This window comes from Hydrogenophaga sp. L76 (genome assembly GCF_057654755.1).
In genome coordinates this window covers 591,348-617,892 of the sequence record NZ_CM172807.1, presented here as the reverse complement: position 1 = coordinate 617,892, position 26,545 = coordinate 591,348, and the positions used below count along the sequence as shown (strand labels likewise).

Sequence of the window (26,545 nt, the reverse complement as noted above, 5' to 3'; positions counted from 1 at the left end):
TCAGTTCAGTTCTTCCTTGCGGATGCGCGTGATCGGTGCCAGCACCGAAGGCAGCGCCTGCATCTGCGCGAGCACGTCGTTCATGACGCCTTCACGGATGTCGTGCGTGAGGATGATCAGGTCGGTCTGGGTCGAACCTTCGCCGCCCACTTCGTCGGCCTCGCGCTGCAGCACCGCGTCGATGCTGATGCCGGCATTGGCCAGCAAGCCCGTCACCTGGGCCAGCACGCCGGCTTCGTCGGCCACGCGCAGGCGCAGGTAGTAGCTGGTCACCACCTCGCTCATCGGCAACACGCTCAAGTCACTCATCTTGTCGGGCTGGAACGCCAGGTGCGGCACGCGGTGCAGCGGGTCGGCGGTGTGCAGGCGGGTGATGTCCACCAGATCGGCGATCACGGCCGAGGCGGTGGGCTCGCTGCCCGCACCCTTGCCGTAGTACAGCGTGGTGCCCACGGCATCGCCCTGCACCACCACCGCGTTCATCGCACCTTCCACGTTGGCGATCAGGCGCTTGGACGGCACCAGGCTCGGGTGCACGCGCAGCTCGATGCCCTTGTCGGTGCGCTTGGTGATGCCCAGCAACTTGATGCGGTAGCCGAGTTGTTCGGCGTATTTGATGTCGGTGGCGCCGAGTTGGGTGATGCCCTCCACGTAGGCCTTGTCGAACTGCACCGGGATGCCGAATGCGATCGCGCTCATGAGCGTGACCTTGTGCGCCGCATCCACTCCCTCGATGTCGAAGGTCGGGTCGGCCTCGGCGTAGCCCAGGCGCTGCGCTTCCTTGAGCACAACGCCGAAGTCCAGCCCCTTGTCGCGCATCTCTGACAGGATGAAGTTGGTGGTGCCGTTGATGATGCCGGCGATCCACTGGATGCTGTTGGCGGTGAGGCCTTCGCGCAGCGCCTTGATGATGGGAATGCCACCAGCCACGGCCGCTTCGAACGCGACCATCACGCCCTTGGCTGAAGCCGCAGCAAAAATCTCGGTGCCGTGCACAGCGAGCAAAGCCTTGTTGGCGGTCACCACGTGTTTGCCGGCCGCAATCGCTTCCATCACCAGGGCCTTGGCGATGCCGTAGCCACCGATGAGCTCGATGACGATGTCGATATCGGGGTTGGCGATCACGGCGCGCGCGTCGTTCACCACGGTCACGTCCGGGCCGACGATGCCCTGGGCACGCGCCACGTCAAGGTCGGCCACCATGGTGATCTCGATGCCACGGCCGGCGCGGCGCTTGATTTCTTCCTGGTTGCGCTGCAGCACGTGGAACGTGCCGCTGCCCACGGTGCCTATACCCAGCAGGCCTACTTGGATCGGTTTCATCGTTGTTAACTCTCGGCTTCAAAAATATCGGTGCCAGGCCATGACCTGAGGTGCCCAGTTTAGGGAGCCGCCAGAGTGGCGGTGTTGCCCATTGCGGGGGCGATTGATGCGTGTGCGGACGCATGGCGCTTGCGCCAGCCTTCGAAGAACTTGGCCACGCGGCCAATGGCTTCGCGCAGATCGTCCTCGTGCGGCAGGAAAACGATGCGGAAGTGCTGGTTGTCCGGGTAGTTGAAGCCCGAGCCCTGCACCAGCATCACGCGGGTTTCCTGCAGCAGCTCCAGGAACAGCTGCTGGTCGTCTTCAACCGGATACATCGCCGGGTCAAGGCGCGGGAACATGTAGAGCGCCGCCGTCGGCTTGACACAGCTCACGCCCGGAATGGCGGTGATCAGTTCGTAGGCCAGGTCGCGCTGGCGGCGCAGCCGACCACCTTCACACACCAGATCGTTGATGCTCTGGTAGCCTCCGAGCGCGGTCTGGATCGCCCACTGGCCCGGCACGTTGGCACACAGGCGCATGTTCGAGAGCATGTTCAGGCCCTCAATGTAGTCCCGGGCCGGCTTCTTGTTGCCCGAGACGATCATCCAGCCCGCGCGGTATCCGCAGGAGCGGTAGCTTTTGGACAAGGAGTTGAAGGTCAGCGTCAGCACGTCTTCCGACAGGCTGCCCATGGCGGTGTGTTTCACGCCGTCGTAGAGCACCTTGTCGTACACCTCGTCGGCAAAGATCACCAGACCGTGCTCGCGCGCGATCGCCACGATCGCCTGGAGCAGTTCGTCGGAATACAGCGCGCCGGTCGGGTTGTTGGGGTTGATCACCACGATGCCCTTGGTGGCCGGTGTGATCTTGCGGCGGATGTCGTCCAGATCGGGCATCCAGCCGTTGGACTCGTCACACAGGTAGTGCACCGGCGTGCCACCCGAGAGACTGACCGCCGCCGTCCACAGCGGGTAGTCGGGCGATGGCAGCAACAGCTCGTCGCCATCGTCGAGCAAGGCGTTGGTGGCCATCACGATCAGCTCGCTGGCGCCGTTGCCGAGGTAGATGTCATCCAGCGTCACACCCTTGACGCCCTGCTTCTGCGTCTCGTGCATCACCGCCTTGCGCGCCGCAAAAATGCCCTTGCTGTCCGAATACCCCGCCGAGTTCGGCAGGTTGCGGATCATGTCCTGCTGGATTTCCTCGGGGGCATCAAAACCAAACACCGCCAGGTTGCCGATGTTCAGGCGGATGATTTTGTGGCCCTCTTCTTCCATCTGGCGCGCCGCGTCCATGATGGGACCGCGGATGTCATAGCAGACGTTGGCGAGCTTGGCGGATTTCTGGATGGTTTTCAAAGTCCCTCCCGCTTGGGGCCGTAGAAAGGGGTGGAGAGCCGGGCTATGGCGCTGGGCGCTATATTACGGTGCGTCTTGTAGGGAAAACCTGCAATTTGACCACAGTTTTTCACCTTATCCGTGCACGCTCCGCCCCATTCCTGCGCCCGACTTTCCCATGAAACTGCACGCTGACAAGCCCGATCTGCACACCATCAACGCTTACGGCGATGGATGGATCGCGATCAACGGTCAGCGCCACACGCAAAGCCTCATCCTCGCGTCGTCCGGGGAATTGCTGCCGTGGGCCTGCGAGCGGTTCGAAGACCTGGAACCCGCGCATTTCGAGCAACTGCTGAGCTGCTCTCCTGTAAAGCCCGAGCTGGTGGTGTTTGGCAGTGGCCCGCGCCTGCGGTTCGTGCGTCCGGGCATGCTGGAGTGCCTGATCAACCAGCGTATTGGCGTGGAAACCATGGACACCCTGGCGGCCTGCCGCACCTACAACATCCTCGCCGGCGAAGGCCGGCGGGTGCTGGCCGCCCTGCTGATTGGCACCTGAATACACGGGTACCGAGCGGTCCATTCGGGTCCATCCTCGGCCCGGCATCCCCGTTCAGGGTAAAATAGTGGATTGTTTCCTGCCTCGACAGCCATTGGGCGCACGCCGCGCACGGCGTTCTCGATGCATCCGGGAAGCCAACGAATCACCACCAACTTACGTCAGGGGTCCACGCAGTATGGCAGTCGTTGTCAACAAACCCATTCCCGAATTTGAAGCCCTGGCCACCAGCGGCATCAAAGTCAGCAACCAGACCCACCTCGGCCAGACCGTTGTGCTGTATTTTTACCCGAAAGACAACACGCCCGGCTGCACCACCGAGGCCATGCAGTTCCGTGACAAGTACAAAGACTTCGTCAAGGCTGGGGCCCATGTGTTCGGCGTCTCGCGCGACAACATGAAGTCGCACGATGACTTCAAAACCAAGCTTGAACTGCCGTTCGAACTGATCGCCGACACGGAAGAAAAAATGTGCCATATGTTTGGCGTGGTCAAGAACAAGATCATGTACGGCAAAAAAGTCAAGGGCATCGAACGCAGCACCTTCCTGATTGGCGCCGATGGCGTGCTCAAGGAGGAATGGCGCGGCCTGAAGGTGCCAGGCCATGTTGAAGACGTGCTGAAAGCCGTCAAGGCCCTGAAAAAGGCCGTTTGAGCTTAACCACACCGCCGGTGGCGGTGGAATTTGACCGTCATATGGCTCGTGCATAATGGGTTCATGACATTGGGAAGATCTTTCGCCCGCCCCTCTTTCACTGCCCTCAGCAGCCCAAAAAGCCGCCCGGTTTCCCCGGCGGCTTTTTGCTTTCCGGCCCAGCGCTGAACCTCCAAGCCCTCCATGCCACTGCCACCTGCCCCCTCCAAACGCGCCGCCCTGCTTGCCTCCGATGCCTACAGCCTCAGGGCATCAGAAGAATTGATCAGCTTTTCTCCAGAACCCGAGCGAGCGGTCTCTCCCTTGCGTGCCGCTCCTGCGGCACCCGCCAGCGAGGCGACGACTTCAAAAGCCGGTGCGCGCTCCCGTGGCCGGGAGCGCAAGCCAGAGTTGGCTCCGGTGCCATCCCAACCTGCCGTGCGTGGGCCATCTCCCGCCGCCCCGGCAGCCGAACGCCAACCGGTCGAATTCCGTGCGCCCCAGCCAACGGGCAAACCACCAATCGGCAGCGAGACCGTGTCGCGCGCTTCGCCCGTGGCCAGCAACCGCCGCGCAGGGCGCGCCAAATCCGGCGGGTCAACCGGACCGGCCCGTTTGTTCGTGCTGGACACCAACGTGCTGCTGCACGACCCGATGAGCCTGTTCCGCTTCGAGGAACACGACATCTTCCTGCCCATGATCGTGCTCGAAGAGCTCGACGGCCACAAGAAGGGCATGACGGAAGTCGCCCGCAACGGCCGCCAGACCAGCCGCACGCTCGATGCCCTGGTCGCGCAGCAAGGCGGCGACATGACACGCGGCCTCAAGCTCTCAGCCACCGGTCACCTGTCTGCGCGCGGCTTGCTGTTTTTCCAGACCGAACCGCTGGACGCCCAGTTGCCCGCCAGCCTGCCCCAGGGCAAGGCCGACAACCAGATTCTGGGCGTGGTGCACGCCTTGCGCGACAAGCACCCGCAGCGCGAAGTGATCCTGGTGTCCAAGGACATCAACATGCGGGTCAAGGCCCGTGCGCTGGGTCTGGCCGCCGAGGACTACCAGAACGACAAGACCCTGGATGACGGCGAACTGCTCTATGCGGGTGCCTTGGCCCTGCCGCAGGATTTCTGGACGCGCCAGAGCAAGACGATCGAGAGCTGGGCCAGCGGCAGCCACACCTTCTACCGCGTCAGCGGTCCGGCGGTGAGCCAGTTCTACATCAACCAGTTTGTGTACTTCGAAGCGCCCGGCGAACCCTCGCTGTACGCCCGCGTGACCGAAATCCGGGACAAGACCGCGGTCCTCAAGACGCTCAAGGACTTCACGCACCTGAAAAACGCCGTCTGGGGCGTCACCAGCCGCAACCGTGAACAGAACTTCGCGCTCAACATCCTGATGGACCCCGAGGTCGATTTCGTCACCCTGGCCGGCACGGCCGGCACCGGCAAGACACTGATGGCCCTGGCCAGCGGCCTGACCCAGGTGCTGGATGACCGCCGCTACACCGAAATCATCATGACCCGCGCCACCGTGAGCGTGGGTGAAGACATCGGTTTCCTGCCCGGCACCGAAGAAGAAAAGATGGGCCCCTGGATGGGCGCGCTCGACGACAACCTGGAGTTCCTGGCCAAGGGCGACGGCGGCAACGCCGGCGAATGGGGCCGCGCCGCCACCAACGAGTTGATCCGCAGCCGCATCAAGGTCAAGAGCATGAACTTCATGCGCGGTCGCACCTTCATGAACAAGTACGTGATCATCGACGAGGCGCAGAACCTGACGCCCAAGCAGATGAAGACGCTGATCACCCGAGCGGGCCCGGGCACCAAGATCATCTGCATGGGCAACCTGGCGCAGATCGACACGCCCTACCTCACCGAGGGTTCTTCGGGCCTGACCTACGCGGTGGACCGCTTCAAGGGCTGGCCGCACGGCGGGCACATCACCCTGGCCCGTGGCGAGCGTTCACGGTTGGCCGACTTCGCCAGTGAAGTCCTCTGATCGGGCCTCAACCGGCCCCAAAGAAAAACCCGGCCATGCCGGGTTTTTCTTTGAAAGGTCGGAGGCTCAGAAATCGCCGCCGCCCGCGAGGCTCTCGAAACGCGTGAGCGTGTTCAGGAAGGTCAGCTTCACGGTACCCGTCGGGCCGTTGCGCTGCTTGCCGATGATGATCTCGGCCACGCCCGGCTCCTTGCAGGCGTCCTTGGTGTAGTACTCGTCGCGGTAGATGAACATGATGATGTCCGCATCCTGCTCGATGGCGCCGGACTCGCGCAGATCGCTCATCATGGGGCGCTTGTCGGTGCGGGTTTCAACCGAACGGTTGAGCTGGGAGAGCGCGATCACCGGACACTGCAGTTCCTTGGCCAGCATCTTCAAGCCCCGCGAGATTTCACCCAGTTCGGTGGCGCGGTTGTCGCCACCGTCGGAGCTGGAGCCACTCATGAGCTGCAGGTAGTCGACCACGATCAGGCCCAGCTTGCCGCACTGGCGCGACAGGCGCCGCGCGTTGGCCCGCAACTCACTGGGTGTCAGGCCCGGCGTCTCGTCGATGTGCAGCGACACGTTGCGCAGCTTCTCGATCGCCTCGGTCAGGCGCGGCCACTCGTCGTCGGTGAGCTTGCCGGTTCGCAGGTGGCCCTGGTTGATGCGGCCGATGGAGCCGACGATACGCACCGCGAGCTGGGACGCGCCCATTTCCATGGAGAACACCGCCACCGGCAGACCTTCGTTGAGCGCCACGTGCTCGGCGATGTTGATGGCGAACGCCGTCTTGCCCATGGATGGGCGCGCGGCCAGCACCACCAGGTCGCCCGCCTGCAGGCCCGAGGTCATGCGATCCAGATCGATGAAACCGGTGGGCACGCCCGTCACGTCCATCGGGTTGTCGGCCATTTCCTGCACACGGTCCAGCAGCTCGACCACGAGCGTGTCCATGCCCTGGAAGCCCTCCTTCATGCGCGAGCCTTCTTCGCCGATCTTGAAGATCTTCTGCTCGGCTTCGTCCAGGATCTTGGCGACCTGCCGGCCCTGCGGATTGAAGGCCGCGGTGGCGATTTCGTCGCTGGCAGCGACCAGTTTGCGCAGGATGGCGCGTTCGCGCACGATCTCGGCGTAGCGGCGGATGTTGGCGGCGCTGGGCACGTATTGCGCCAGCGAGTTCAGGTAGGCCAGGCCACCGGCCTCGTCGGCCTTGCCCAGGTTCTGCAGGTGCTCGAACACCGTGACCACGTCGGCCGGCTTGCTGGCGTTGACCAGCGAGGCGATGGCGGAATACGTCAGACGGTGTTCGTAGCGGTAAAAGTCGGAATCGTTGACCAGATCGGCCACGCGGTCCCAGGCGTGGTTGTCGAGCAGCAGGCCACCCAGCACACTGGATTCTGCCTCGATGGAATGCGGTGGAACACGCAGCTGGGCGATCTGCCGGTCGGCACCGAAATCGACCTCGTCAAGTCCGGCATCAAACGAAGAAAGGGGGCTGGAGAATGCGGTTGACATGGCTTTCCTGAAGTAGCGCCAATGGTACGTCCGGGGCACCGGCCTGTCAGGGGACAAGTCTGTGGACAACCCGTGAACTTCCGGGGGAGATCGTGGGACAAGTCCGGCCAAAGCGCCAACGTGGCCGGCAGAAATAAAAAAGCCGCCAGCCCGAGGGCGGCGGCTTCCGGTTCCACGCCCGACAGCAAGCTGCCGGGGATGGCGGGAGCGATCAGGCGGTTTCGCCGAGCACCGAAACAGCGACATCGATGGTGACGTCGGTGTGCAGGTTGACGCTCACGGTGTAGTCGCCAGCGTTCTTCAGCGGCCCGTTGGGCATGCGAACTTGCGACTTGGTCACAGCGAAGCCTTGTTTGTTCAGCTCTTCGGACACGTCGTGGTTGGTGACGGAACCGAAAAGGCGACCGTCCACACCGGCTTTTTGCGACAGCTTGACCGTCACGGCGGCCAGCTTCTCGCCCAGAGCCTGGGCTTCAGCCAGCTTGGCAGCGGCCACCTTTTCGAGTTCCGCGCGGCGGGCTTCGAAATCGGTGATGGCGTTTTGCGTGGCGCGGCGGGCACGGCCCGAAGTGATCAGGAAGTTGCGGGCATAGCCGTCCTTGACCTTGACCACATCGCCCAGGGCGCCGAGATTGACAACTTTGTCGAGCAGGATGATTTGCATGTCAGGCTCTCTTTCAGACGCGGTGCTGGTCGCTGTAGGGCAGCATGGCCAGGAAGCGTGCGCGCTTGATGGCCGTGTTGACCTGGCGCTGGTAGAAGGCGCGGGTGCCGGTCAGGCGCGCGGGGATGATCTTGCCGTTTTCGGCGATGAAGTCACGCAGGACATCAATGTCCTTGTAGTCGACTTCTTCGACGTTCGCCACGGTGAAGCGGCAGAAACGCTTGCGCTTGAACAGCAGCGATTGGGTGTTGCGCTTGGGGCGCTTGTCTTTGTTGAAACGTTTCGGTGCAGCCATGATGGGCCTTTCCTATGTCTTGCTGAAATCTTGGATATGAAACACGACGCCTTTGCCGTTGCGTGCATTCGTCAGGAAACCGTGAAACTCGCAAACCGATTCCAGCCCCTGTCGGGACAGTGTTTCGGCCTGGGCACCGAAGGCCACAGCCCTCAGTTGCAGTTTCACCAGTCGAGGGGTGTCCATTTCCGTGACCGTCGACTCGTGCTCCAGCACGAGATTGACAGCCGGGATGCCGGCCGGGGTGTAGCGCAGGCTTTGTACCTGCACGACCACGGCGGACAGCTGGAACCGGTTGACCGCTGACGACGACACGCCCTTGGTCAGGCGGCTTGGGCTCGCGGTTCCTGGCTGGCGTGGGGGGCGGGTTGGGCCTTGCGGGCTTCTTCACGCTCGACCGACTTCATCATGCTCGAAGGGCCGGTTTCGGCTTTCTTCTTCAGCACGGTCAGGTGGCGCAGCACGGCGTCGTTGAACTTGAAGGCGTGCTCCAGCTCAGCCATCACAGCCTGATCGGCCTCGATGTTGACACACAGGTAGTGGGCTTTGGACAGCTTGTTGATCTGGTAAACCATCTGACGACGGCCCCAGTCTTCCACGCGGTGGATCTTGCCGCCGCCGGCCGTGATCATGCCCTTGTAGCGCTCCAGCATGGCTGGAACCTGTTCGCTTTGATCCGGATGGATCAGCAAAACGATTTCGTAATGACGCATAGACTCTCCTTTTGGATAAAAAAGCCGCCCCCAGCGTCTGTTTGGGGTGCAGCAAGGCAAGCCCGCGATTCTAGCAAAGAACCAGGGTGGTTGTAAAACGGACTTGGTTTGCTCCATCCATCCCGAAGCCGAGCAATGGCTCCGGGGGCCTACCGCCGGGGATAGCGCACGTACTCCACCAGGTCCTGCACTTCGCGGCTGGGCGGCGGCGTGACCAGACTCACCAGAATGATCACGGCGAAGCCCAGTGGGACGCCAAACACGCCGGCTGAAATCGGCAGGATACCGAACCAGAGCTCCACCGGTGAGGTGACCCCAAATACATCGCGCAACCACGGCTGTGTGGTCACCATGTAGTAGAACGTGACGCCCAGACCCGCGATCATGCCCAGGGCCGCGGCAATGCCGGTGGCGCGTTTCCAGAAGATGCCCAGCACGAGTGCCGGGAAAAACGCCGCCGCGGCGAATGAAAACGCGGCCGAGACGAGGAACAGGATGTCCGCCGGCTTCTGCGCCGCCACGTACGCCGCGACCAGGGCCACCATGAGCAGCAGCACCTTGGAGATGGTGACCCGGCGCGCGGTGGACGCGTTGGGGTCGATCATCTTGTAGTAGAGGTCGTGCGACAGGGCGTTGGCGATGGTCAGCAGCAGGCCATCGGCGGTGGACAGCGCCGCGGCCAGCCCCCCGGCGGCCACCAGACCGGAGATCACGTAAGGCAGGCCACCAATCTCTGCGGTGGCCAGCACGATGATGTCGCCGCCGATGGACATTTCGTTGAGCTGCAACAACCCGTCCTGGTTGATATCGGTCACCGACAGCAACGAGGGGTCCACCTTGTTCCAGGCGGAAACCCACTGCGGCAACTGGTCGAACGGGGTGCCGATGAGCACATGGAACACCTCGAACTTCACCAGCACGGCCAGCGCCGGTGCGGTGAAGTACAGCAGGAAGATGAAAAACAGCGACCAGGTCACCGATTGCCGGGCTTCCTTCACGCTGGGCACCGTGTAGTAGCGCATCAGGATGTGGGGCAGCGCTGCGGTGCCCACCATGAGGCAGAAGATCAGCGCCAGGAAGTTTCGGCGCGATTCGTCGTAGGTCTGTCGGTCCTCGGCGTTTCCGTCGGGATCTCCGGCAAACTGGGCCGCATGGGGCGGCATGCCGTTGAGCGGCAACGACTTGGTGTCGGCTTCGACCTTGGCGCGGTTCCAGGTGACCCGGGCCGAGGCTGCATCTCGCGGCAGGGCCGACAAAGCCTTTTCGGCGGCCGATATCTGCGCCGACGGCGCATTCGCCGAGCGCAATCCGGCGAGTTTTGCCTCGGCGGCTGCCTTGGCGGCCACCAGGGCGGCTGCGGGGTTCTCCAGCCTGGCGGCGAGTTCGATCGCGCGTGCCTTGTAGATCTCGCGCACGGCCAGCTCTTTGGGATCGTTCGCGAGCAGCTTTTCCTTGGCCGTCACCTTTTCAAGCTGAAACCCGTAGATGGCCTGGGGCACAGGAACCCCCGTCTGTTTGACGGACAGCCACACCACCGGCAACATGTAGGCCACGATCAGCACGATGTATTGCGCAACCTGGGTCCAGGTCACGGCGCGCATGCCCCCCAGGAACGAGCACACCAGGATACCGCCCAGTCCGAGGAAGATTCCGAGCTCGAAAGCCACGCCGGTCAGGCGCGAAGTGATCAGGCCCACACCCGATATCTGGGCCACCACATAAGTGAATGAACACAGGATCGCCGCAGCAATCCCGAGCAGGCGCGGCAGGTTGCCGCCATAGCGCTCGCCCAGGAAGTCGGGAATGGTGAACTGACCAAACTTGCGCAGGTATGGCGCCAGCAGCAGGGCCACCAGGCAATAGCCGCCTGTCCAGCCCATGATGAAAGCCAGGCCGCTGTAGCCCGTGAGGTACAGGGTGCCGGCCATGCCGATGAACGATGCGGCCGACATCCAGTCCGCGCCGGTGGCCATGCCGTTGTAGACGGCGGGCACTCGGCGGCCGGCGACGTAGTACTCGGTGGCGTCTGTCGTGCGGCTCATGATGCCGATGCCCGCGTAGAGACCGATCGTGGCGAGCAGGAAAATGAAGCCGATCCAGTCGCGCGGCAGACCCATCTTCTCCAGCACGGCCAGACTGACCACAAACAACACGAACCCGCCCGTGTACCAGAGGTACACCTTGTCGAGCTGCTGCTTGAACGTCTTGCTGGCGGCGATGTCGCTGGCGCTGCGCCGGGACTCGGGTCGACCTGTCATGGTTTATGCCCCGTCCTCATCCACACCGTGCCGAATGTCGAGCCGGTTCATGTACCAAGCGTAGAACCCGATGATGAGGCAGTACACCACCAGGGCGCCCTGCGCCCCCACCCAGAAGCTGAAGGGCCAGCCGAAAAAATTGAAGTTCAGATCGCGGGCGAAGTAACTCACCACGAAGGTCACGAGAAACCAGATCGCCAGCAGGACGGCCGTGATGTTCAGGTTTTTCCGCCAGTAGCGGCGGTGGTTCTCGGTGGGTTCCATGGGATCCATTGGTTTCTTCAACAACGTCTGGCTGCCATCACATCCGCCACGCGGTGAGGGCTAACAACCGGGCCTCAGGCACGGACGGCCCCCAGGCCGGTCTCGCGCTCCAGCTGGGCTGCCACACGCGGCTCAAACCCGCGCAGGTGGAGAATGATTTTTTCGGCTTCTTCAGGCGCCTGCCGATCCACCTGCACCCGGGCCATCTGGTACCAGCCATAGGGGTTCATGGGTTGCAGCTCGGTGTTCTTGCGCAGCGCCAGCAGGGCTTCGTCCAGGCGCTGCTGGGCGATGAGGCTGAGCGACAGGCCGTACCACGCCCGGTCCAGCCGGGGATCGAGGGCGATCGCACGGCGGAACGCCACCTCGGACGCCGCCAACAGGCCCAGCGATTCGCACACATAGCCCAGATTGAACCAGCCGTCCGCCCGCTCAGGGTGCAGCCGGACCAGCCGCTCCAGCAGTCGCTGCGCAGCGGTTGGGTCGCCCAGGTTGGCGTGGAGGTGTGCGCCCGTGGCCAGAGAAAACGCGTCCGAGGGATGGGCATCGAGGCGACGCAAGACCTGCGCAAGCGCCTGCCGCTCCAGTCCGAACATCAACAGCAACCGGATCTGCCATCGCCCCAACCGAGAGAGAAGCCACGCCTTCATCGACACAGCTGCACCCCGATATCAAGGCAGTGGGCAATCTTGGCCGCCGTGGCCGCCAGCCAGACAAAACCCAGGATCAGAAAGGCCACCAGCGGTCGGTGGCGCTCGAGCACCACCCGTGGCGTCACCCAACCAGCCAGCTGGACAAATGGCCGGGCTATCTGCTGCAGCAGCTGGTAGAAGAGGTTCTGTGCCCGACGCTGGCCCGCCAGCAAACCCAACACCCATTGCCCAAGCAGCGCCAGCAGGGCGATTTCGGCAACGAGTTTGACGGCAGAGAGGAGGATCAACATGCGAGGCTCAGGACAGGGTGGCGCCATTCTGGATTTCGAGCTTACCAAGTTCTTACAGAATCATCGACATCGCCCGTGACACAGGTCAAACGCCAACAGGGTATACCCGCGATAGCCCCTTCTCGCGGGGTGTAGCATGCTCGACACGCATCCCAACAGGTCCAGGACATGAGTGCATCCGCCCGCAAATCCCCTTCGCTCACCACCACCATCGAAGACCATCGTGTGTTCGGCCGGTTGCCTTCCGGCGCCCAGGCTTCGCTGGCCAAAGCCCTGACGGTTCAACGGTACGAGGCGGGTGCACGCGTGGCAGACGGCGAGGCGTTCACGACCCATCTTTACTGGCTCATCGATGGCACCGTGGAGTTGCAGGACGCCGATGGTCAACCGATGCTCGGCTTGCAAGCAGGCGAATTCTTTGGCCTGGACCAGGGCGCGGACCTGATGGTCAGCTCGGCGGTGGCCCTGAGTGCCTGCAGCATCGCGCAACTGGAGCACGCCACCCTGAAGGCGCTGCGTCAGGAGGCCCCTGCCCTGGCCTATTTTCTGCCCCGGGGTGCGGGCAGCCCGCGCACATCCGGTGCCAGCACCGGAACAGAGACCGACCCCGCGCTCAACCTGATGACCACGCCGGTGCGCGCGCTGATCAAACGCGCGCCCATCACCCTGCCCCCGCAAACCAGCGTCCGTGAGGCGGCGCAGGTCATGAGCGAGAAGCGGGTGTCGTCGGTCCTGATCGTGGAACAGGGCCACCTCTTCGGCCTGATCACCGACCGCGACCTGCGCAACCGCGTGATCGCCGCCGGCATGGACACATCACGCCCGATCATGGACATCGCCACGCTGGCCCCCATGACCATCGACGTGCAGAACCCGGCCTTTGATGCGCTCCTGCTCATGGCGCGCCACAACATCCACCACGTGCCGGTGCTCGATGGCCAGCGCATCGTCGGCATGATCACCGCCACCGACCTGACCGAACAGCACAGCACCTCGGCCGTGTACCTGGCGGGCGACATCTACAAACAATCCAGCATCGAAGGCCTGCAGCAGGCCAGCACCAAGATCAAGCGCCTGCAGCAAAGCCTGGCCTCGGCCCAGGCATCGGCCTACAGCACCGGCCACATCATCACCGCTATCACCGACGCCATCACCAGCCGGCTGCTGCAACTCGGCGAAGCCCGGTTTGGCCCGGCGCCGGTGGGCTATGTGTGGGTGGCGGCCGGTTCCCAGGCGCGCAGCGAACAGACCGCGAAGTCCGACCAGGACAACTGCATGGTGCTCGACGACAGCTACGACGAGGCGCAACACGGCGCCTACTTCAAAGCCCTGGCCCAATTCGTCTGCGACGGGCTGGACGCCTGCGGCTACGTGTACTGTCCCGGCGAAATGATGGCCATGACCGACACCTGGCGCCAGCCGAGCCGGCGCTGGGCCGAGTACTTCGCACGCTGGACCGGCCAGCCCGACCCGAAATCCCTGATGCTCACCTGCGTGTTCTTCGACCTGCGCGCGGTACACGGCAATGCCCGGCTGCTCGACGAACTGCGCCACGATGTGCTCGAACGCACCAAGGGCAACAGCATCTTCCTTGCCCACATGGTGGGCAACGCGCTCACGCACCAGCCGCCACTGGGCATGTTCAAGGGCATCTCGAGCATCCGCAGCGGCGAGCACAAAGGCACCATCGACCTCAAGCACACCGGCGTGGTGCCCATCGTCGACCTGGCGCGGGTTTACGCGCTGGCCGGTGGCGACGACGCTGTCAACACCCACGACCGGCTGCTGAGTGCCGCAGCGGGCGGCTCCATCAGCGAACAGAGCGCCCGCGACCTGCGCGATGCGCTGGAGTTTCTGGCCTTCACCCGCATACAGCACCAGGCCCGCCAGATCGCCGCCGGCCTGGACCCCGACAACTACCTGAATCCGGACGACATCTCCAACTTCGAACGCACCCAGCTCAAGGACGCCTTCACGGTCGTCCAGTCACTGCAAAGCGTGCTGGGCCAGCGCTATCACTTTTGACCCTCCCGCGCCGCGCCTGAGAACGCGGCGCGGAGGGTCAATACCTCAATCTGGCGTAGTACGTCTTCTGCGCCGCCTCGCGCGCCTGGCCCAGGGTGTGGATGCCCTTTTCGGCCAGCATCGGGATCAGCTTCACGAACACCTCGGCGGTGACCATGGCATCGCCCAGGGCGGTGTGGCGCCCGATGACGGTGACGTTGAAGCGCTCGGCCAGGGCCTCCAGCCGGTGCGAATCCTGGTTGGGATGGATCAGCGCGGAGAGCAGCAGCGTGTCGAGCACCGGGTGGTCAAAGACCACGCCCGCCTGTTCCTCCTTGAGCTGCAGGAAGCGCATGTCGAACGCGGCGTTGTGCGCCACCAGCACGGTGTCTTGCGCAAACGCATGAAACGCCGGCAGCACCTGGTCGATGGTGGGCTGACCCAGCACCATCTCGGGCTGGATGCCGTGGATCGGAATCGATGCCGCCGGGATCGGGCGCTTCGGATCCACCAGCTGTTCAAAACACTCCTGGCGCAGCAGCTTGCTGTTGACGATGCGCGCCGCACCGATCTGGATGATCTCGTCGCCCTGTGACGGGTTGAGCCCGGTGGTCTCGGTGTCGAACACGGTGTAGACCAGATCGACGAGCTTGCGGTCGTCCAGCGTGCGCGTCTGCTCGGTGGTCTTGAACAGGTCGAAGTCGTAATACTCCGGGCGGCTTTCGCTCTTCAGGAAGGTGGCGGCATCCACCTGCTCCTGGGGGTTTGCCAGCGGCAGCAGGAAACGGAAGAAGGCCTGGTGGCGCACGCGTTCGCGCTCGAACCAGAAAGCGCCTCCGTGGCGCTCGACCACGTCGCGAACAGTCAGGCGCGTGGTGTCAGCGCCCACCTTCATCGGGTCCATTTCCCAGCTCATCACCGTCTCGGTGCTCACCGCCGGGCCCGACCAGATCAGGTCCAGCTGGGCTTTGCCCGGGCTGCCCGCCGCGGGCGCCAGACGCAGTTGCACGAAACGCACCTGGAACTCGTCGGCCAGGCGGCCGGCCAGGTACACCAGCGCCTGCAGCATCGAAAAACTCTCCACCTTGAGCCACAGGGCGCTGTCCACGTCCAGCGCAGAAGCCGGCAGGCTGGTCACGACCTCAATGCGGCGCAGCGCCGCATTCACCAGGTCGGCACCCAGCATGTCTTCCAGCGGCCAGCGGGTCTTGAGGCTGTCGGCCGAACCCGCTTCCAGCGCCCCGATGCGCTGGCTGAGCGCGCGCGTCTCTTCGCGGATGACGCCCAGGAAGCGCTCGCGCATGGCGGCTTCCAGGTCCGGGTAATCGAGCATGTCGATCGCGGCCTGCATGTTGGCCAGCGCCGAGCGGCTGCCTTCGGTGAGCGAGTGAAGGACCTGGTCCTTGGCCGACTCGGCCTCGTAGTCGCGCGTGATGTTGTCCAGCATCAGCACGAAGCCGGTGAGTTCGATGCGGTCGGCCGCCGCCTCGGCGGCCTGCGCCTGGGGCGAGCGCACCGGCGCCATCTGCACCCGCAGCAGTTGCCCGGCCGCCGTGGTGGTGACGAACTGTGCCGAGGGCTGGCCGGCACCGCGCAGCATGCGCTGCTGGATGTTCTCCAGCGCGTGGGCCACCAGCTTGCGGTCGAACACGCTGTAGATCGAACGCCCCAGGCCGATCAACTCGGCGCCACCGGCCACGCCGGGCGCCTGCGACAGCGCCCGGAACTGCATGCGCGCGCGGTTGTTGTAGAGGATGATGCGGCCGTCGAGGTTGCAGACCACGACGCTTTGCGTGAGCTCGGACATCAACGCAGCCAGGCGCGACTTTTCCTGCTCGATGCCTTGCGCCGCTTCATGCACCTTGGCGTCCATCTCTCGCCGCAGCTCTTCGCGCTGCCCCACCAGCTGGTTGAACAGCCCCACCAGCACCTTGGTCTCGACGTTGCCCTTGGGCGTGAGTTCACGCACGACGTCGGTGCGCAGCAGCACCTGTGCCTCTTCGGCCAGTTGCACCGAGGGCGTGACCCAGTGGTCGAACCAGCGCTTCAGACCCCAGGCGATGGCCGCCATGCCAGCGCCCCAGGTCAGGCTGACCAGCATGAGTCGATCCCCCAGCAGGCCCCAGACGACCGCGCGGTCGTCCGGCTCCAGGGTCGAACCCAACAGACCCAAAGTCGCCAGCAACCACGCCACCGACACCAGGCCCGCCACACCCAGCAGCCACCACAGACGGCGGTCGGTTTTCTTCTGCCCGCTCATGGCGTCGCGCCCAGCAGCTCACGCACTTTCTGCACCAGCTCTTTGGTCGAAAACGGCTTGGTCATGTAGGCGTTGGCGCCCAAGGCAAGGCCTTTGGCCACGTCGGTGTCGCGGCCTTTGGCGGTGAGCAGCAGGATGCGGGTGTCGTGCAGGTCTTCGTTGGCACGCACTTCGCAGCAGACATCAAAACCGGTCTTGATCGGCATCATCACGTCGAGCAACACCAGCGCCGGGCGCTCGCGCTCAATCGCATCCATCGCTTCCTGGCCATCGCGCGCCAGCACCACCTCGAAGCCCTCGCGCTTCATGAGGAACTCCAGCGAAATGAGGATGTTGGGTTCGTCGTCGGCGATCAGTATTTTCTGGCTCATGTTTCTGTGCTCCTCTGGTGTTTGTCGTTGTGTGTGCCATCGACAGCGGTCTGTGCGTGGCGAGGCAGCGAGAAACCGAAGCAGGCGCCCTGCCCCGGCGTCGAGCGCAGCCACATGCTGCCGCCAAAATGCTCCACGATCTGGCGGCTGATGGGCAGGCCCAGCCCCGTGCCGCCGGCCCGGTAGTGATCGTCGCCGGTCACCTGCCGGAACTTCTCGAACGCCACGGCCTGCTGTTCCAGCGGGATGCCCGGGCCGTTGTCTTCGACCTCCACAGTCAGGCGGTCCGGATCCTCATGCAGGCGCAGCACCACGCGCCCCCCTTCTCGAGGGGCGTACTTCAGGGCATTCGACAGCAGGTTCAGCACCACCTGTGTGAGACGATCGGCGTCCGCCCGCACGGCATTCACCTGCCCTGGCAAGGTCAGCACCAGCGCCACCCCGCGCTCGCGGTAGCTCTCCATCATGGTGCTGGCAGCCTGTTCAGCCAGCTCGCGCAGGTTCACATCGGTTTCATGCCATTCGGCGTGCCCGGCCTCGATCTTGGCCATGTCCAGAACCTGGTTCACCAGCCGGCTCAGCCGCTCGGCCTCGGTGACGATGATGCCCAGGAACTGCTGTCGTTGCGCCGTGTCCATGTGGTCATCATCCCGCATCAGCTCCGACAAGGCCCTGATGGAGGTCAAGGGCGTGCGCAGCTCGTGCGTCACCGAGGACATGAAGTCGTCCTTCATGCGGTCCAGGCTCTGAAGCTTCTCGTTCGCCTCGCGCAGCTCGGCCGTGGCCCGCTCCAGCGAATGCGACTTGTCCTCCAGCGCATGCGAATAGGCACGCAGCTGCGAGGCCTCGTCGAGGATGCGCATCACATCGCCCAGGTCCAGTTTTTCCTCTTCCACCACCGCCGCCACCATGATCCGCGCCGAAGCGCTGCCGATCGCCCCCGCGAGCTGGGTTTCGACGAACTGCACCAGACGCGCATCGCCCGGAATCTGGTCGATGCCGGCCACACCGAGGCGCCTCGCATACCCTTCGAAAAGTCGCTGTGCCACGTCCACACCGAGAAAGCGCCCGGTCAGCGGCAGCAGCGCCGACACCTGTGCCTTGCCTTGCCAGAACACCGGCCGCGCATGCGCCGTGCGGTTGAACACATCAACGAACAACAGCGCCTGGCTGGTTTCAGCCGCCGACGGCGCCCGCCACAGCGACACCCCCACGTAGGCACCGATGTTCGCCAGCAGGCTCCAGAAGAGCGAGTGCGTCAGGTTATCCAGCCCCGAGAGTCCCAGAAACGCCTCGGGTTTGAGCCAGTTCCAGCCCAAAGGACCGAACTGCAGGAACTCGGCGTCCAGCCAGCCCGACTTGGCCAGCGAAGGCAGCATCAGCGTGTAGACCCAGAAGCCGAAGCCCAGCAGCAACCCGGCCAGGGCGCCGCGGCGCGTGCCACCTTTCCAGTACAGGCCACCCAGCATGGCGGGCGCGAACTGCGCCACCGCGGCGAAGCTGATGAGGCCGATGCTCACCAGCGCATAGGCCTCGCCCGCCAGGTGGAAATACAGGTAGCCCAGCAGCAGGATGCCCAGGATGGCCAGCCGCCGGATGCCCAGCAGCAGACCCGTGAGATCCCCGCTGGCACGCGCGCCGAAGCGGTGCATGCGCAGCAGGATCGGCATCACCAGGTCGTTGCAGACCATGGTGGACACCGCGATCGCTTCAACGATCACCATGCCCGTGGCGGCGGAGAGCCCGCCGACGAAGGCCGCCAGCGCCAGCGCGCCGTAGCCCTGCGAGAGGGGCAACGAGAGGATGAAGGTCTCGGGATCCATGCGTCCAGGGCCAAAGTGCAGCAGGCCACCGATGGCGATGGGCAGCACAAACAGGTTGATCAGCAGCAGGTAGAGCGGGAACACCCAGACGGCGCGGCGCAGGTGTTGCTCGTCCACGTTCTCCACCACCATCACCTGGAACTGGCGCGGCAGAAAAATCACCGAGAGCATGGCCAGCAGGGTGAGACCAAACCACTGCGCGTAAGCGAACGGTTGCCCTTGCCCGAACTGCATCAGACGGCGCAGTCCGTCGATGGCATAGGCCTGGTCAAACAGCGCCGCGGGACTCGCGAACAGGCCGAAGGTGACAAACAGGCCCACGGCCAGGAACGCCACCAGCTTGACCACCGACTCGAAAGCGATCGCCGCCACCATGCCTTCGTGGCGCTCGGTGCTGTCGAGGTGGCGGGCGCCGAACACCATGGTGAAACCGGCCAGCATCAGCGCCACATAAAGCGTGCTGTCGGTCCACCACTGCGCACTTTGCACCGCGGGTGAGCCCAGCGGCGAGGTCAGCACAGCGTAACCGCTGGCGATCGCCTTGAGCTGCAGGGCGATGTAGGGCACGATGCCGACCACCGTGATCAGCGTCACCAGGCCGGCCAGCAAAGGGCTCTTGCCATAGCGGCTGGCGATGAAGTCGGCGATGGAGGTGATGCGGTAGGTCTTGGCCACGCGAATCATCTTGCGCACCACCATCCAGGCCAGGATCATGGCCAGCATCGGACCCAGGTAGATCGGCAGGAACCACACGCCCGAGTTGGCCGCGCGGCCCACACTGCCAAAGTAGGTCCAGGCGGTGCAGTACACCGCCATCGACAGGGCGTACACCCAGGGGCTGGAAATCACCGAGCGGCCTTGCGCCGCGCGCCAGTCGGCCCAGTAGGCCACGGCGAACAGCAGCAGCAGGTAGGCAAACGAAACGGCGATGACCAGCGGGGCGGACAGCATGGGCGGGTCGTGTTGCGTCAGTGGGGCCGGGCGGTGTCGCTGGCGGCGGGATCGCGTTCACGTCCGCGCTCGACGATCCAGGCCAGCGCCGCGATCAGCAGCGCCCAGATGCCGAACAAGGCCAGGGGAAACAGTGGCAACCCGAAGACCCTCGCTTCGTGGTCCCAGAGCGCCAGCAAAGGAAAGCTCAACAAGGCCCAGCCGGCCACGAACAGGGCCACCAGGCGTTGGGCATCCAGGCCTTGAAACATGTGTGTCTCCTCAAGCGGCGGGCGCGATGCATCGCCGCGCCAGTCTCAAAGGATTGTGCCCCAAGCACTGACCACGGGCTTACGTTGCAGCTCAACAAAAAAGGCGGCAAGGGTTGCCCCCTGCCGCCGTGCGCCGTGGCTTGCCCGCGCTTTACTTCTGGGACGCTGCCAGCAGCTGCCAGGTGTCCACCACCGAGTCCGGGTTCAGCGAGATCGAGCTGATGCCTTCGGCCTGCAGCCACTGGGCGAAATCCGGGTGATCGCTGGGGCCCTGGCCGCAGATGCCCACGTACTTGCCCTCGGCCTTGCAGGCACTGATGGCCATCTTGAGCAGGGCCTTGACGGCCGGGTCGCGCTCGTCGAAATCCTTGGCCAGCAGCTCCAGGCCCGAGTCGCGGTCCAGGCCCAGGGTGAGCTGGGTGAGGTCGTTCGAGCCGATCGAGAAGCCGTCGAAGAACTGCAGGAACTCGTGGGCCAGCACGGCGTTGCTCGGGATCTCGCACATCATGATGACCTTGAGCCCGTTCTCGCCGCGCTTGAGGCCCTTCTCGGCCAGCAACTCGGTCACCCGCTGGGCCTGGCCCAGGGTGCGCACGAACGGCACCATGACCTGGACGTTGTCCAGTCCCATGTCTTCGCGCACACGCTTCAGGGCTTCGCATTCCATGGCGAAGGCTTCGCGGAAGTCTTCGCTGATGTAGCGTGCCGCGCCGCGGAAGCCCAGCATGGGGTTCTCTTCATCGGGCTCGTAGCGGCTGCCGCCCACCAGCTTGCGGTACTCGTTGGACTTGAAGTCCGACAGGCGCACGATGACCGGCCTGGGCCAGAAAGCTGCGGCAATGGTCGCCACACCTTCGGCCACCTTGTCCACATAGAAGGCGCGCGGCGAAGCGTGGCCACGCGCCACCGATTCAACCGCCTTCTTCAGGTCGGCATCAATCTGCGGGTAGTCCAGGATCGCCTTGGGGTGCACGCCGATGTTGTTGTTGATGATGAATTCCAGACGGGCCAGACCCACACCACCGTTGGGAATCTGCGCGAAATCAAACGCCAGCTGGGGGTTGCCCACGTTCATCATGATCTTCACATCCAGCGGAGGCATCTCGCCGCGCTGCACTTCGGTGATCTCGGTCTCCAGCAGGCCGTCATAGATGTGGCCGGTATCGCCCTCGGCGCAGCTCACCGTCACCAGGGTGCCGTCCTTGAGGGTTTCGGTGGCGTCGCCACAGCCCACCACGGCCGGGATGCCCAGCTCGCGCGCGATGATGGCGGCGTGGCAGGTGCGGCCACCGCGGTTGGTCACGATGGCGCTGGCACGCTTCATCACCGGCTCCCAGTTCGGGTCGGTCATGTCGGTCACCAGCACGTCGCCGGGCTGCACCTTGTCCATCTCGCTGATGTTGTGCACCAGACGCACCGGGCCGGTTCCGACCTTCTGGCCGATGGCGCGACCGGAGGCCAGCACGGCGCCCTTGCCCTTGAGCTTGTAACGCACCTCGGTCTTGCCGGCCGTCTGGCTCTTCACCGTCTCGGGACGGGCCTGCAGGATGTACAGCTGCCCGTCGATGCCGTCCTTGCCCCACTCGATGTCCATCGGGCGGCCGTAGTGCTGCTCGATCACCATGGCGTAGTGCGCCAGCTGCTCGACGTCGGCATCACTCAGGCTGTAGCGGTTGCGCTGTTCGACCGGCACGTCCACCGTCTTCACCAGCTTGCCCTTGAGCGCGCCGGCGGCGGCTTTTTCTTCGGCGGTGGTGAAAGTCATCTGGATCAGCTTGCTGCCCAGGTTGCGGCGGATCAGCGCGCGCTTGCCGGCCTTGAGCATGGGCTTGTGCACATAGAACTCATCGGGGTTCACGGCACCCTGCACCACCGTCTCGCCCAGGCCGTAGCTGGAGGTGATGAAGACCACGTCTTCAAAACCGGATTCGGTGTCGATGGTGAACATCACACCGGCCGCGCCGGTGTCGGAGCGCACCATGCGCTGCACGCCGGCCGACAGGGCCACGTCGGCGTGGGCAAAGCCCTTGTGCACGCGATAGCTGATGGCGCGGTCGTTGTACAGCGAGGCAAACACCTCCTTCATCTTGTGCAGCACCTCGTCGATGCCGTGCACGTTGAGGAAGGTTTCCTGCTGGCCGGCGAACGAAGCGTCGGGCAGGTCTTCGGCCGTGGCGGAGGACCGCACGGCGAAGGTGGCTTTGTCGTTGTCTCCCACCAGCGTGGTGAACGCGTCGCGGATGGCCTTTTCCAGGTCGGCCGGAAAAGGCTGGTTTTCGACCATGGCGCGGATCTCGGCGCCAGCGGCGGCCAGGGCGCGCACGTCTTCGGTGTCGAGCGCGTCGAGGCGGGCGTTGATGCGCTCGGTCAGGCCGTCGTATTTCAGGAATTCGCGGAAGGCGTGCGCCGTGGTGGCAAAGCCGGTCGGCACCTTCACGCCGCTGGGCAGCTGCGAAATCATCTCGCCGAGGCTGGCGTTCTTGCCGCCGACGGATTCGACGTCGGACATTCGCAAATGTTCGAAGGGCACGACCAGATCGGTCGGGGAAAACAGGTTGGACATGGAAAGACTCCTCAAGGTTAAAAAACCGGGGGCTCCATGCACCGTGCTATCGACCTGTGGTTCTGTTGTGGGTCTTGCACCGGGCAACGGGGCTGAAATCTGGCGGGCCGGAACCGGGATAATGACCGGGGCCCGAACCCGCGATTGTAGGGCGCCAGCCCGTTTCAGACGGCACACCGCCGCCCTGCGGCGTGAAAACCGCGGGAGCACCGCCTGAATATTTTTGCAACCATCCAGCCCGGGACCGCTTCATGCCCAACAGAACCGTCTTTTTCGTTTCCGATGGCACCGGCATCACCGCCGAAACCTTCGGCAACGCCATCCTGGCCCAGTTCGAAGCCCAGGTGCGACGGGTGCGCTTGCCTTTTCTTGACAGTGTGGACAAGGCCCACCAGGCGGTGCGCCAGATCAACCACACCGCCGTGGTCGAAGGCCGGCGCCCCCTGGTCTTCACCACGGTGGTCAACATGGAAGTCCTGCAGGTGTTCAAGGAACACTGCACCGGCATGATGCTCGACATGTTTGGCACCTTTGTGGAGCCGCTGGAGGCCGAGCTGGGCATCAAGTCCAACCACCGCGTGGGGCGCTTTTCGGACGTATCCAAGAGCAAGGAATACCACGATCGCATCGAAGCGATCAACTTCTCGCTCATGCACGACGACGGCCAGAGCCACCGCGACCTGGCCGGTTCGGACGTGATCCTGGTCGGCGTGAGCCGCAGCGGCAAGACACCGACCTCGCTCTACCTGGCCATGCAGCACGGCCTGAAGGCATCCAACTACCCGCTGATCCCGGAAGACTTCGAGCGCCGCAAATTGCCGCCGGCATTGGTGCCGCACCGCAAGAAGATCTTCGGCCTGACGATCGCCCCGGAACGCCTGTCCGAGATCCGCAACGAGCGGCGGCCGAACTCGCGTTATGCCAGCCTGGAAAACTGCCGCATGGAGGTGGGTGAGGCCGAAGGCATGATGCGCCGGGAAGGCATCCGCTGGCTCTCGACAACGACGAAGTCGATCGAAGAAATCGCCACCACCATCCTGCAGGAAATCCGGCCCGAACAGCTCAGCTATTGAGCCCCCGCCACGCACGCGGGTGCGTGGCGGGGACACCGCCCCTATTTGCCAGCGGCGGGCTTCTTCTTGGCCGGGCCGAGGCCGTGGGCCTGGCGACCCAGGGCAAACGAGGCGAACAGTTTCACCCACAGCGTGACGCCCGCGACGGCCACCCAGTCTTCCGATGCCAGCGCCTGAAAACCCAGCACGGCCACGAGCAGGACCACGATCACCACGCCGCCAATCATGTTGATCGCCATTTCATAGGGCGCGTACTTCTCGGCGTTGGGCGGCGGCAGGCCTTTTTTCAGTGCCACCTCGGAGAAGTCGTTCTTCACCAGGATGCGCCAGGCGCGGCGCAGCCAGAAAAAGGCCACGGGAAACAGGGCCAGCAGAAATATCCAGTTGAATATGAAAACACTCGGCAGATTCATCCGGGAAGTCCTTGTTGATACGGGGAGCGGGTGTGCTCTGCGCAAAGCGCCGGGAAGACGGTCTGCGCACAACAAACCTGGTGACAAAACAGCGACAGGCCGGATTGTCCTCCAAGAAAAAGACCCCGTCGGCAAGCCCACGGGGTCTTGATTCACACACCCGCCAGACCGAGGCTAGGCGGGTGGTTTTCAGTCGATCTCAGTGACCGGTGGCAACGCCCGCGCCTTTGGGCACGCGCACCGACTCCACCAGCTCCTGGATGTGCCTGGGCACCGGAGCACCCATCTTGCTCACCAGGTAGGCCACAGCGAAGTTCACGATCGCACCCACGGTACCGAAGGCTTCGGGGGTGATGGTGAAGAAGCCGTTGACGCCGCCGACCATGTCAACGTAGTCGGTGCCCTTGATGAAGAACAGGCCCTTGTGAGCGAACACATAGAACAGGGTCACGAACAGGCCCGCCAGCATGCCGGCGATGGCGCCCTTGTCGGTCACGGTGCGGCTGAAAATACCCATCATCAGAGCCGGGAAGATCGTGGAAGCCGCGATACCGAAGGCCAAGGCCACGGTACCGGCCGCGAAGCCCGGAGGGTTCAGACCCAGCCAGCCGGCCACGAAGATGGCCACGGCCATGGCGATCTTGCCAGCCATGAGTTCACCCTTTTCGCTGATATCGGGCTTGATGGCGCCCTTGATCAGGTCGTGGGAGATGGCCGAGGAGATGGCCAGCAGCAGACCGGCAGCGGTCGACAGCGCAGCAGCCAGACCACCGGCAGCCACCAGAGCGATCACCCAGTTGGGCAACAACGCGATTTCCGGGTTGGCCAGCACGATGATGTCGGCGTTCACGGTCAGCTCGTTGCCCTTCCAGCCAGCGGCTTCGGCCTTGCCTTTGGCGACTTCATTCTTGGTCGCGTCGTTGTAGTACTGGATACGGCCGTCGGCATTCTTGTCTTCCCACTTCAGCAGGCCGGTCTTTTCCCAGCGCTTCATCCAGTCAGGACGCTGCTCGTAGACCAGGCTGGCTTCGGTGGCGTACAGGTCGCCATTGGCTTTCACGGCGTCAGCATTCACCTGGATGCCCTCAGCCGTCTGGGTCAGGCCCACAGCGGAATTGACGGTGCCATGCAGGTTCAGCTTGGCCATGGCGCCCACGGCAGGCGCCGTGGTGTACAGCAGGGCGATGAAAACCAGCGCCCAGCCAGCCGACGAACGGGCGTCAGCCACCTTCGGCACGGTGAAGAAGCGAACGATCACGTGGGGCAGGCCCGCGGTACCGATCATCAGCGACACGGTGTAGAAGAACATGTTCAGCATCGAACCGGCGCTGGTCGTGGTGTACTGGCCAAAGCCCAGATCGGTCACCACCTGGTCGAGCTTGGACAGCAGCGACACGTCGGTACCGGACATGCTGGAGCCCAGGCCCAGCTGCGGCAGGAAGTTGCCTGTCAGGTTCAGGGAGATGAAGAACGCCGGCACCAGGTACGCGCAGATCAGCACGATGTACTGGGCCACCTGGGTGTAGGTGATGCCCTTCATGCCACCGAACACGGCGTAGGCGAACACGATCGCCATACCGATGTAGATGCCCTGCTCGCTGGACACGCCCAGGAAGCGCGCGAAGGTCACGCCCACGCCGGTCATCTGGCCAATGATGTAGGTCAGCGATGCGATCAGCAGACACAGCACAGCGACGTTGCGGGCGGCCTTCGAGTAGAAGCGGTCGCCGATGAACTCGGGCACGGTGAACTTGCCGAACTTGCGCAGGTACGGCGCCAGCAACATGGCCAGCAGCACGTAGCCGCCGGTCCAGCCCATCAGGAACACGGCGCCGCCGTAGCCCATGTTGGAGATCAGGCCGGCCATGGAGATGAAGGACGCGGCCGACATCCAGTCAGCGGCCGTGGCCATGCCGTTGGTGACGGGGTGGACCCCGCCGCCGGCAACGTAGAACTCGGACGTGCTGCCCGCGCGTGCCCAGAAGGCGATGCCGAGGTAGAGCGCGAAGCTCAGCCCGACGAAAATGTAGATGGTGGTTTGGAGTTCCATGGTGGTCTTCCTTGATCAGTCTTCTTGCATGCCGAACTTGCGGTCGATCTTGCCCATCTGGTAGGCGTACCAGAAGATGAGCGCGATGAACACATAGATGGACCCCTGCTGGGCGAACCAGAACCCGACCGGATAGCCACCCAGATGGATGCTGTTGAGGGCGCTGGCGAACAGGATGCCTGCGCCGTATGAGACCAGGAACCAGATGATCAGCACCTTGGTCAGCAGACCCAGGGTGGCCGACCAGTAGGCCTTTGCGTTGTTGTCACTTGTCATGAAAGTCATCTCCTCGTAGTGATGCTTTTGCGATTTCAGCGGGGGT

The 26,545-nt window shown here is 63.9% G+C and carries 24 protein-coding genes; 5 read left to right on the top strand and 19 right to left on the bottom strand.

Annotated features, from left to right (window positions below; genetic code table 11):
• Together AC23D4_RS02885 and AC23D4_RS02880 are read right to left on the bottom strand one after the other, a co-directional pair.
• Nucleotides 1-1,323 (bottom strand): homoserine dehydrogenase, encoded by a 1,323-nt coding sequence (locus AC23D4_RS02885; RefSeq protein ID WP_472887225.1) that lies wholly within the window; start codon nt 1,321-1,323, stop codon nt 1-3.
• 59 nt (nt 1,324-1,382) lie between these two features.
• On the bottom strand, nt 1,383-2,663 hold the full coding sequence (locus AC23D4_RS02880; protein ID WP_472887226.1) for a pyridoxal phosphate-dependent aminotransferase: 1,281 nt from the start codon (nt 2,661-2,663) through the stop codon (nt 1,383-1,385).
• Nucleotides 2,664-2,820: 157 nt separating this feature from the next.
• Between AC23D4_RS02880 and AC23D4_RS02875 the strand changes: the two genes are divergently transcribed.
• From AC23D4_RS02875 to AC23D4_RS02865, 3 genes are all read left to right on the top strand, one after another.
• The gene (locus tag AC23D4_RS02875) at nt 2,821-3,201 is read left to right on the top strand and encodes an Mth938-like domain-containing protein (protein WP_177139783.1); all 381 of its coding nucleotides are present in this window, start codon (nt 2,821-2,823) and stop codon (nt 3,199-3,201) included.
• Between the two features lie 178 nt (nt 3,202-3,379).
• Nucleotides 3,380-3,856 (top strand): peroxiredoxin, encoded by a 477-nt coding sequence (locus AC23D4_RS02870; protein ID WP_305362684.1) that lies wholly within the window; start codon nt 3,380-3,382, stop codon nt 3,854-3,856.
• 183 nt (nt 3,857-4,039) lie between these two features.
• Nucleotides 4,040-5,830, top strand: a complete 1,791-nt coding sequence (locus AC23D4_RS02865) for a PhoH family protein (protein WP_472887227.1) — start codon at nt 4,040-4,042, stop codon at nt 5,828-5,830.
• A gap of 66 nt (nt 5,831-5,896) precedes the next feature.
• Here the strand turns inward: AC23D4_RS02865 and dnaB are convergent, their stop codons facing one another.
• From dnaB to AC23D4_RS02820, 9 genes are all read right to left on the bottom strand, one after another.
• Nucleotides 5,897-7,327: a replicative DNA helicase gene (dnaB, locus tag AC23D4_RS02860; protein ID WP_472887228.1), complete on the bottom strand. Its 1,431-nt coding sequence runs from the start codon at nt 7,325-7,327 to the stop codon at nt 5,897-5,899.
• Nucleotides 7,328-7,538: 211 nt separating this feature from the next.
• Nucleotides 7,539-7,991, bottom strand: a complete 453-nt coding sequence (gene rplI / locus AC23D4_RS02855) for a 50S ribosomal protein L9 (RefSeq protein WP_472887229.1) — start codon at nt 7,989-7,991, stop codon at nt 7,539-7,541.
• Between the two features lie 13 nt (nt 7,992-8,004).
• Nucleotides 8,005-8,286 (bottom strand): 30S ribosomal protein S18, encoded by a 282-nt coding sequence (rpsR, locus tag AC23D4_RS02850; RefSeq protein ID WP_177139773.1) that lies wholly within the window; start codon nt 8,284-8,286, stop codon nt 8,005-8,007.
• 12 nt (nt 8,287-8,298) lie between these two features.
• A complete protein-coding gene (gene priB, locus AC23D4_RS02845) occupies nt 8,299-8,601 on the bottom strand; it encodes a primosomal replication protein N (RefSeq protein ID WP_305362688.1) in 303 nt (100 codons plus the stop codon).
• An 8-nt stretch (nt 8,602-8,609) separates the two neighbouring features.
• Complete coding sequence (gene rpsF, locus AC23D4_RS02840) at nt 8,610-8,999, bottom strand: 30S ribosomal protein S6 (RefSeq protein ID WP_305362689.1); 390 nt, start codon at nt 8,997-8,999, stop codon at nt 8,610-8,612.
• A 149-nt stretch (nt 9,000-9,148) separates the two neighbouring features.
• Entirely contained in the window at nt 9,149-11,257 is a 2,109-nt protein-coding gene (locus tag AC23D4_RS02835) for a sodium:solute symporter family protein (RefSeq protein WP_472887230.1), read from the bottom strand.
• A gap of 3 nt (nt 11,258-11,260) precedes the next feature.
• Nucleotides 11,261-11,521: a DUF4212 domain-containing protein gene (locus AC23D4_RS02830; protein ID WP_472887231.1), complete on the bottom strand. Its 261-nt coding sequence runs from the start codon at nt 11,519-11,521 to the stop codon at nt 11,261-11,263.
• A gap of 74 nt (nt 11,522-11,595) precedes the next feature.
• Nucleotides 11,596-12,171 carry a tetratricopeptide repeat protein gene (locus AC23D4_RS02825; RefSeq protein WP_487623688.1) on the bottom strand — a complete coding sequence of 192 codons (576 nt, stop codon included), beginning with the start codon at nt 12,169-12,171 and terminating at the stop codon, nt 11,596-11,598.
• A complete protein-coding gene (locus AC23D4_RS02820) occupies nt 12,168-12,464 on the bottom strand; it encodes a hypothetical protein (protein ID WP_472887233.1) in 297 nt (98 codons plus the stop codon). Before AC23D4_RS02820 ends, AC23D4_RS02825 begins: the two co-directional genes overlap by 4 nt.
• Nucleotides 12,465-12,632: 168 nt before the next feature.
• Between AC23D4_RS02820 and AC23D4_RS02815 the strand changes: the two genes are divergently transcribed.
• On the top strand, nt 12,633-14,489 hold the full coding sequence (locus AC23D4_RS02815) for a putative nucleotidyltransferase substrate binding domain-containing protein (protein WP_472887234.1): 1,857 nt from the start codon (nt 12,633-12,635) through the stop codon (nt 14,487-14,489).
• A gap of 37 nt (nt 14,490-14,526) precedes the next feature.
• On the opposite strand, the gene AC23D4_RS02810 is transcribed toward AC23D4_RS02815, so the two are convergent.
• The 5 genes from AC23D4_RS02810 to ppsA all read right to left on the bottom strand — a co-directional run bounded on the left by AC23D4_RS02810 (nt 14,527) and on the right by ppsA (nt 22,687).
• Entirely contained in the window at nt 14,527-16,728 is a 2,202-nt protein-coding gene (locus tag AC23D4_RS02810; protein WP_472887235.1) for a 3'-5' exonuclease, read from the bottom strand.
• Nucleotides 16,725-17,099, bottom strand: a complete 375-nt coding sequence (locus AC23D4_RS02805) for a response regulator transcription factor (protein ID WP_472887236.1) — start codon at nt 17,097-17,099, stop codon at nt 16,725-16,727. Before AC23D4_RS02805 ends, AC23D4_RS02810 begins: the two co-directional genes overlap by 4 nt.
• Nucleotides 17,096-19,873: an ATP-binding protein gene (locus AC23D4_RS02800; protein ID WP_472887237.1), complete on the bottom strand. Its 2,778-nt coding sequence runs from the start codon at nt 19,871-19,873 to the stop codon at nt 17,096-17,098. Before AC23D4_RS02800 ends, AC23D4_RS02805 begins: the two co-directional genes overlap by 4 nt.
• Nucleotides 19,874-19,890: 17 nt before the next feature.
• Nucleotides 19,891-20,124, bottom strand: coding sequence for a hypothetical protein (locus tag AC23D4_RS02795; RefSeq protein ID WP_472887238.1), 234 nt, complete (start codon nt 20,122-20,124; stop codon nt 19,891-19,893).
• A 151-nt stretch (nt 20,125-20,275) separates the two neighbouring features.
• Nucleotides 20,276-22,687: a phosphoenolpyruvate synthase gene (ppsA, locus tag AC23D4_RS02790; protein ID WP_472887239.1), complete on the bottom strand. Its 2,412-nt coding sequence runs from the start codon at nt 22,685-22,687 to the stop codon at nt 20,276-20,278.
• 251 nt (nt 22,688-22,938) lie between these two features.
• On the opposite strand from ppsA, the gene ppsR reads away from it, so the two are divergent.
• Entirely contained in the window at nt 22,939-23,760 is an 822-nt protein-coding gene (gene ppsR / locus AC23D4_RS02785; RefSeq protein WP_472887240.1) for a posphoenolpyruvate synthetase regulatory kinase/phosphorylase PpsR, read from the top strand.
• 41 nt (nt 23,761-23,801) lie between these two features.
• Here ppsR and AC23D4_RS02780 read toward each other — a convergent pair whose 3' ends face one another.
• The 3 genes from AC23D4_RS02780 to AC23D4_RS02770 form a co-directional block, all read right to left on the bottom strand.
• A complete protein-coding gene (locus AC23D4_RS02780) occupies nt 23,802-24,173 on the bottom strand; it encodes a hypothetical protein (RefSeq protein ID WP_472887241.1) in 372 nt (123 codons plus the stop codon).
• Between the two features lie 199 nt (nt 24,174-24,372).
• Nucleotides 24,373-26,223: a sodium:solute symporter family protein gene (locus AC23D4_RS02775; RefSeq protein WP_472887242.1), complete on the bottom strand. Its 1,851-nt coding sequence runs from the start codon at nt 26,221-26,223 to the stop codon at nt 24,373-24,375.
• A 15-nt stretch (nt 26,224-26,238) separates the two neighbouring features.
• Nucleotides 26,239-26,499, bottom strand: coding sequence for a DUF4212 domain-containing protein (locus AC23D4_RS02770; RefSeq protein WP_472887243.1), 261 nt, complete (start codon nt 26,497-26,499; stop codon nt 26,239-26,241).
• Nucleotides 26,500-26,545: the final 46 nt, after the last annotated feature.

Bases quoted from the DNA above. Each gene is read 5' to 3' on its own strand.
- AC23D4_RS02885 (WP_472887225.1), bottom strand. From the start codon at position 1,323: ATGAAACCGATCCAAGTAGGCCTGCTGGGTATAGGCACCGTGGGCAGC.
- AC23D4_RS02875 (WP_177139783.1), top strand. From the start codon at position 2,821: ATGAAACTGCACGCTGACAAGCCCGATCTGCACACCATCAACGCTTAC.
- AC23D4_RS02870 (WP_305362684.1), top strand. From the start codon at position 3,380: ATGGCAGTCGTTGTCAACAAACCCATTCCCGAATTTGAAGCCCTGGCC.
- AC23D4_RS02865 (WP_472887227.1), top strand. From the start codon at position 4,040: ATGCCACTGCCACCTGCCCCCTCCAAACGCGCCGCCCTGCTTGCCTCC.
- dnaB (WP_472887228.1), bottom strand. From the start codon at position 7,327: ATGTCAACCGCATTCTCCAGCCCCCTTTCTTCGTTTGATGCCGGACTT.
- rplI (WP_472887229.1), bottom strand. From the start codon at position 7,991: ATGCAAATCATCCTGCTCGACAAAGTTGTCAATCTCGGCGCCCTGGGC.
- rpsR (WP_177139773.1), bottom strand. From the start codon at position 8,286: ATGGCTGCACCGAAACGTTTCAACAAAGACAAGCGCCCCAAGCGCAAC.
- rpsF (WP_305362689.1), bottom strand. From the start codon at position 8,999: ATGCGTCATTACGAAATCGTTTTGCTGATCCATCCGGATCAAAGCGAA.
- AC23D4_RS02835 (WP_472887230.1), bottom strand. From the start codon at position 11,257: ATGACAGGTCGACCCGAGTCCCGGCGCAGCGCCAGCGACATCGCCGCC.
- AC23D4_RS02830 (WP_472887231.1), bottom strand. From the start codon at position 11,521: ATGGAACCCACCGAGAACCACCGCCGCTACTGGCGGAAAAACCTGAAC.
- AC23D4_RS02825 (WP_487623688.1), bottom strand. From the start codon at position 12,171: ATGAAGGCGTGGCTTCTCTCTCGGTTGGGGCGATGGCAGATCCGGTTG.
- AC23D4_RS02820 (WP_472887233.1), bottom strand. From the start codon at position 12,464: ATGTTGATCCTCCTCTCTGCCGTCAAACTCGTTGCCGAAATCGCCCTG.
- AC23D4_RS02815 (WP_472887234.1), top strand. From the start codon at position 12,633: ATGAGTGCATCCGCCCGCAAATCCCCTTCGCTCACCACCACCATCGAA.
- AC23D4_RS02810 (WP_472887235.1), bottom strand. From the start codon at position 16,728: ATGAGCGGGCAGAAGAAAACCGACCGCCGTCTGTGGTGGCTGCTGGGT.
- AC23D4_RS02805 (WP_472887236.1), bottom strand. From the start codon at position 17,099: ATGAGCCAGAAAATACTGATCGCCGACGACGAACCCAACATCCTCATT.
- AC23D4_RS02800 (WP_472887237.1), bottom strand. From the start codon at position 19,873: ATGCTGTCCGCCCCGCTGGTCATCGCCGTTTCGTTTGCCTACCTGCTG.
- AC23D4_RS02795 (WP_472887238.1), bottom strand. From the start codon at position 20,124: ATGTTTCAAGGCCTGGATGCCCAACGCCTGGTGGCCCTGTTCGTGGCC.
- ppsA (WP_472887239.1), bottom strand. From the start codon at position 22,687: ATGTCCAACCTGTTTTCCCCGACCGATCTGGTCGTGCCCTTCGAACAT.
- ppsR (WP_472887240.1), top strand. From the start codon at position 22,939: ATGCCCAACAGAACCGTCTTTTTCGTTTCCGATGGCACCGGCATCACC.
- AC23D4_RS02780 (WP_472887241.1), bottom strand. From the start codon at position 24,173: ATGAATCTGCCGAGTGTTTTCATATTCAACTGGATATTTCTGCTGGCC.
- AC23D4_RS02775 (WP_472887242.1), bottom strand. From the start codon at position 26,223: ATGGAACTCCAAACCACCATCTACATTTTCGTCGGGCTGAGCTTCGCG.
- AC23D4_RS02770 (WP_472887243.1), bottom strand. From the start codon at position 26,499: ATGACAAGTGACAACAACGCAAAGGCCTACTGGTCGGCCACCCTGGGT.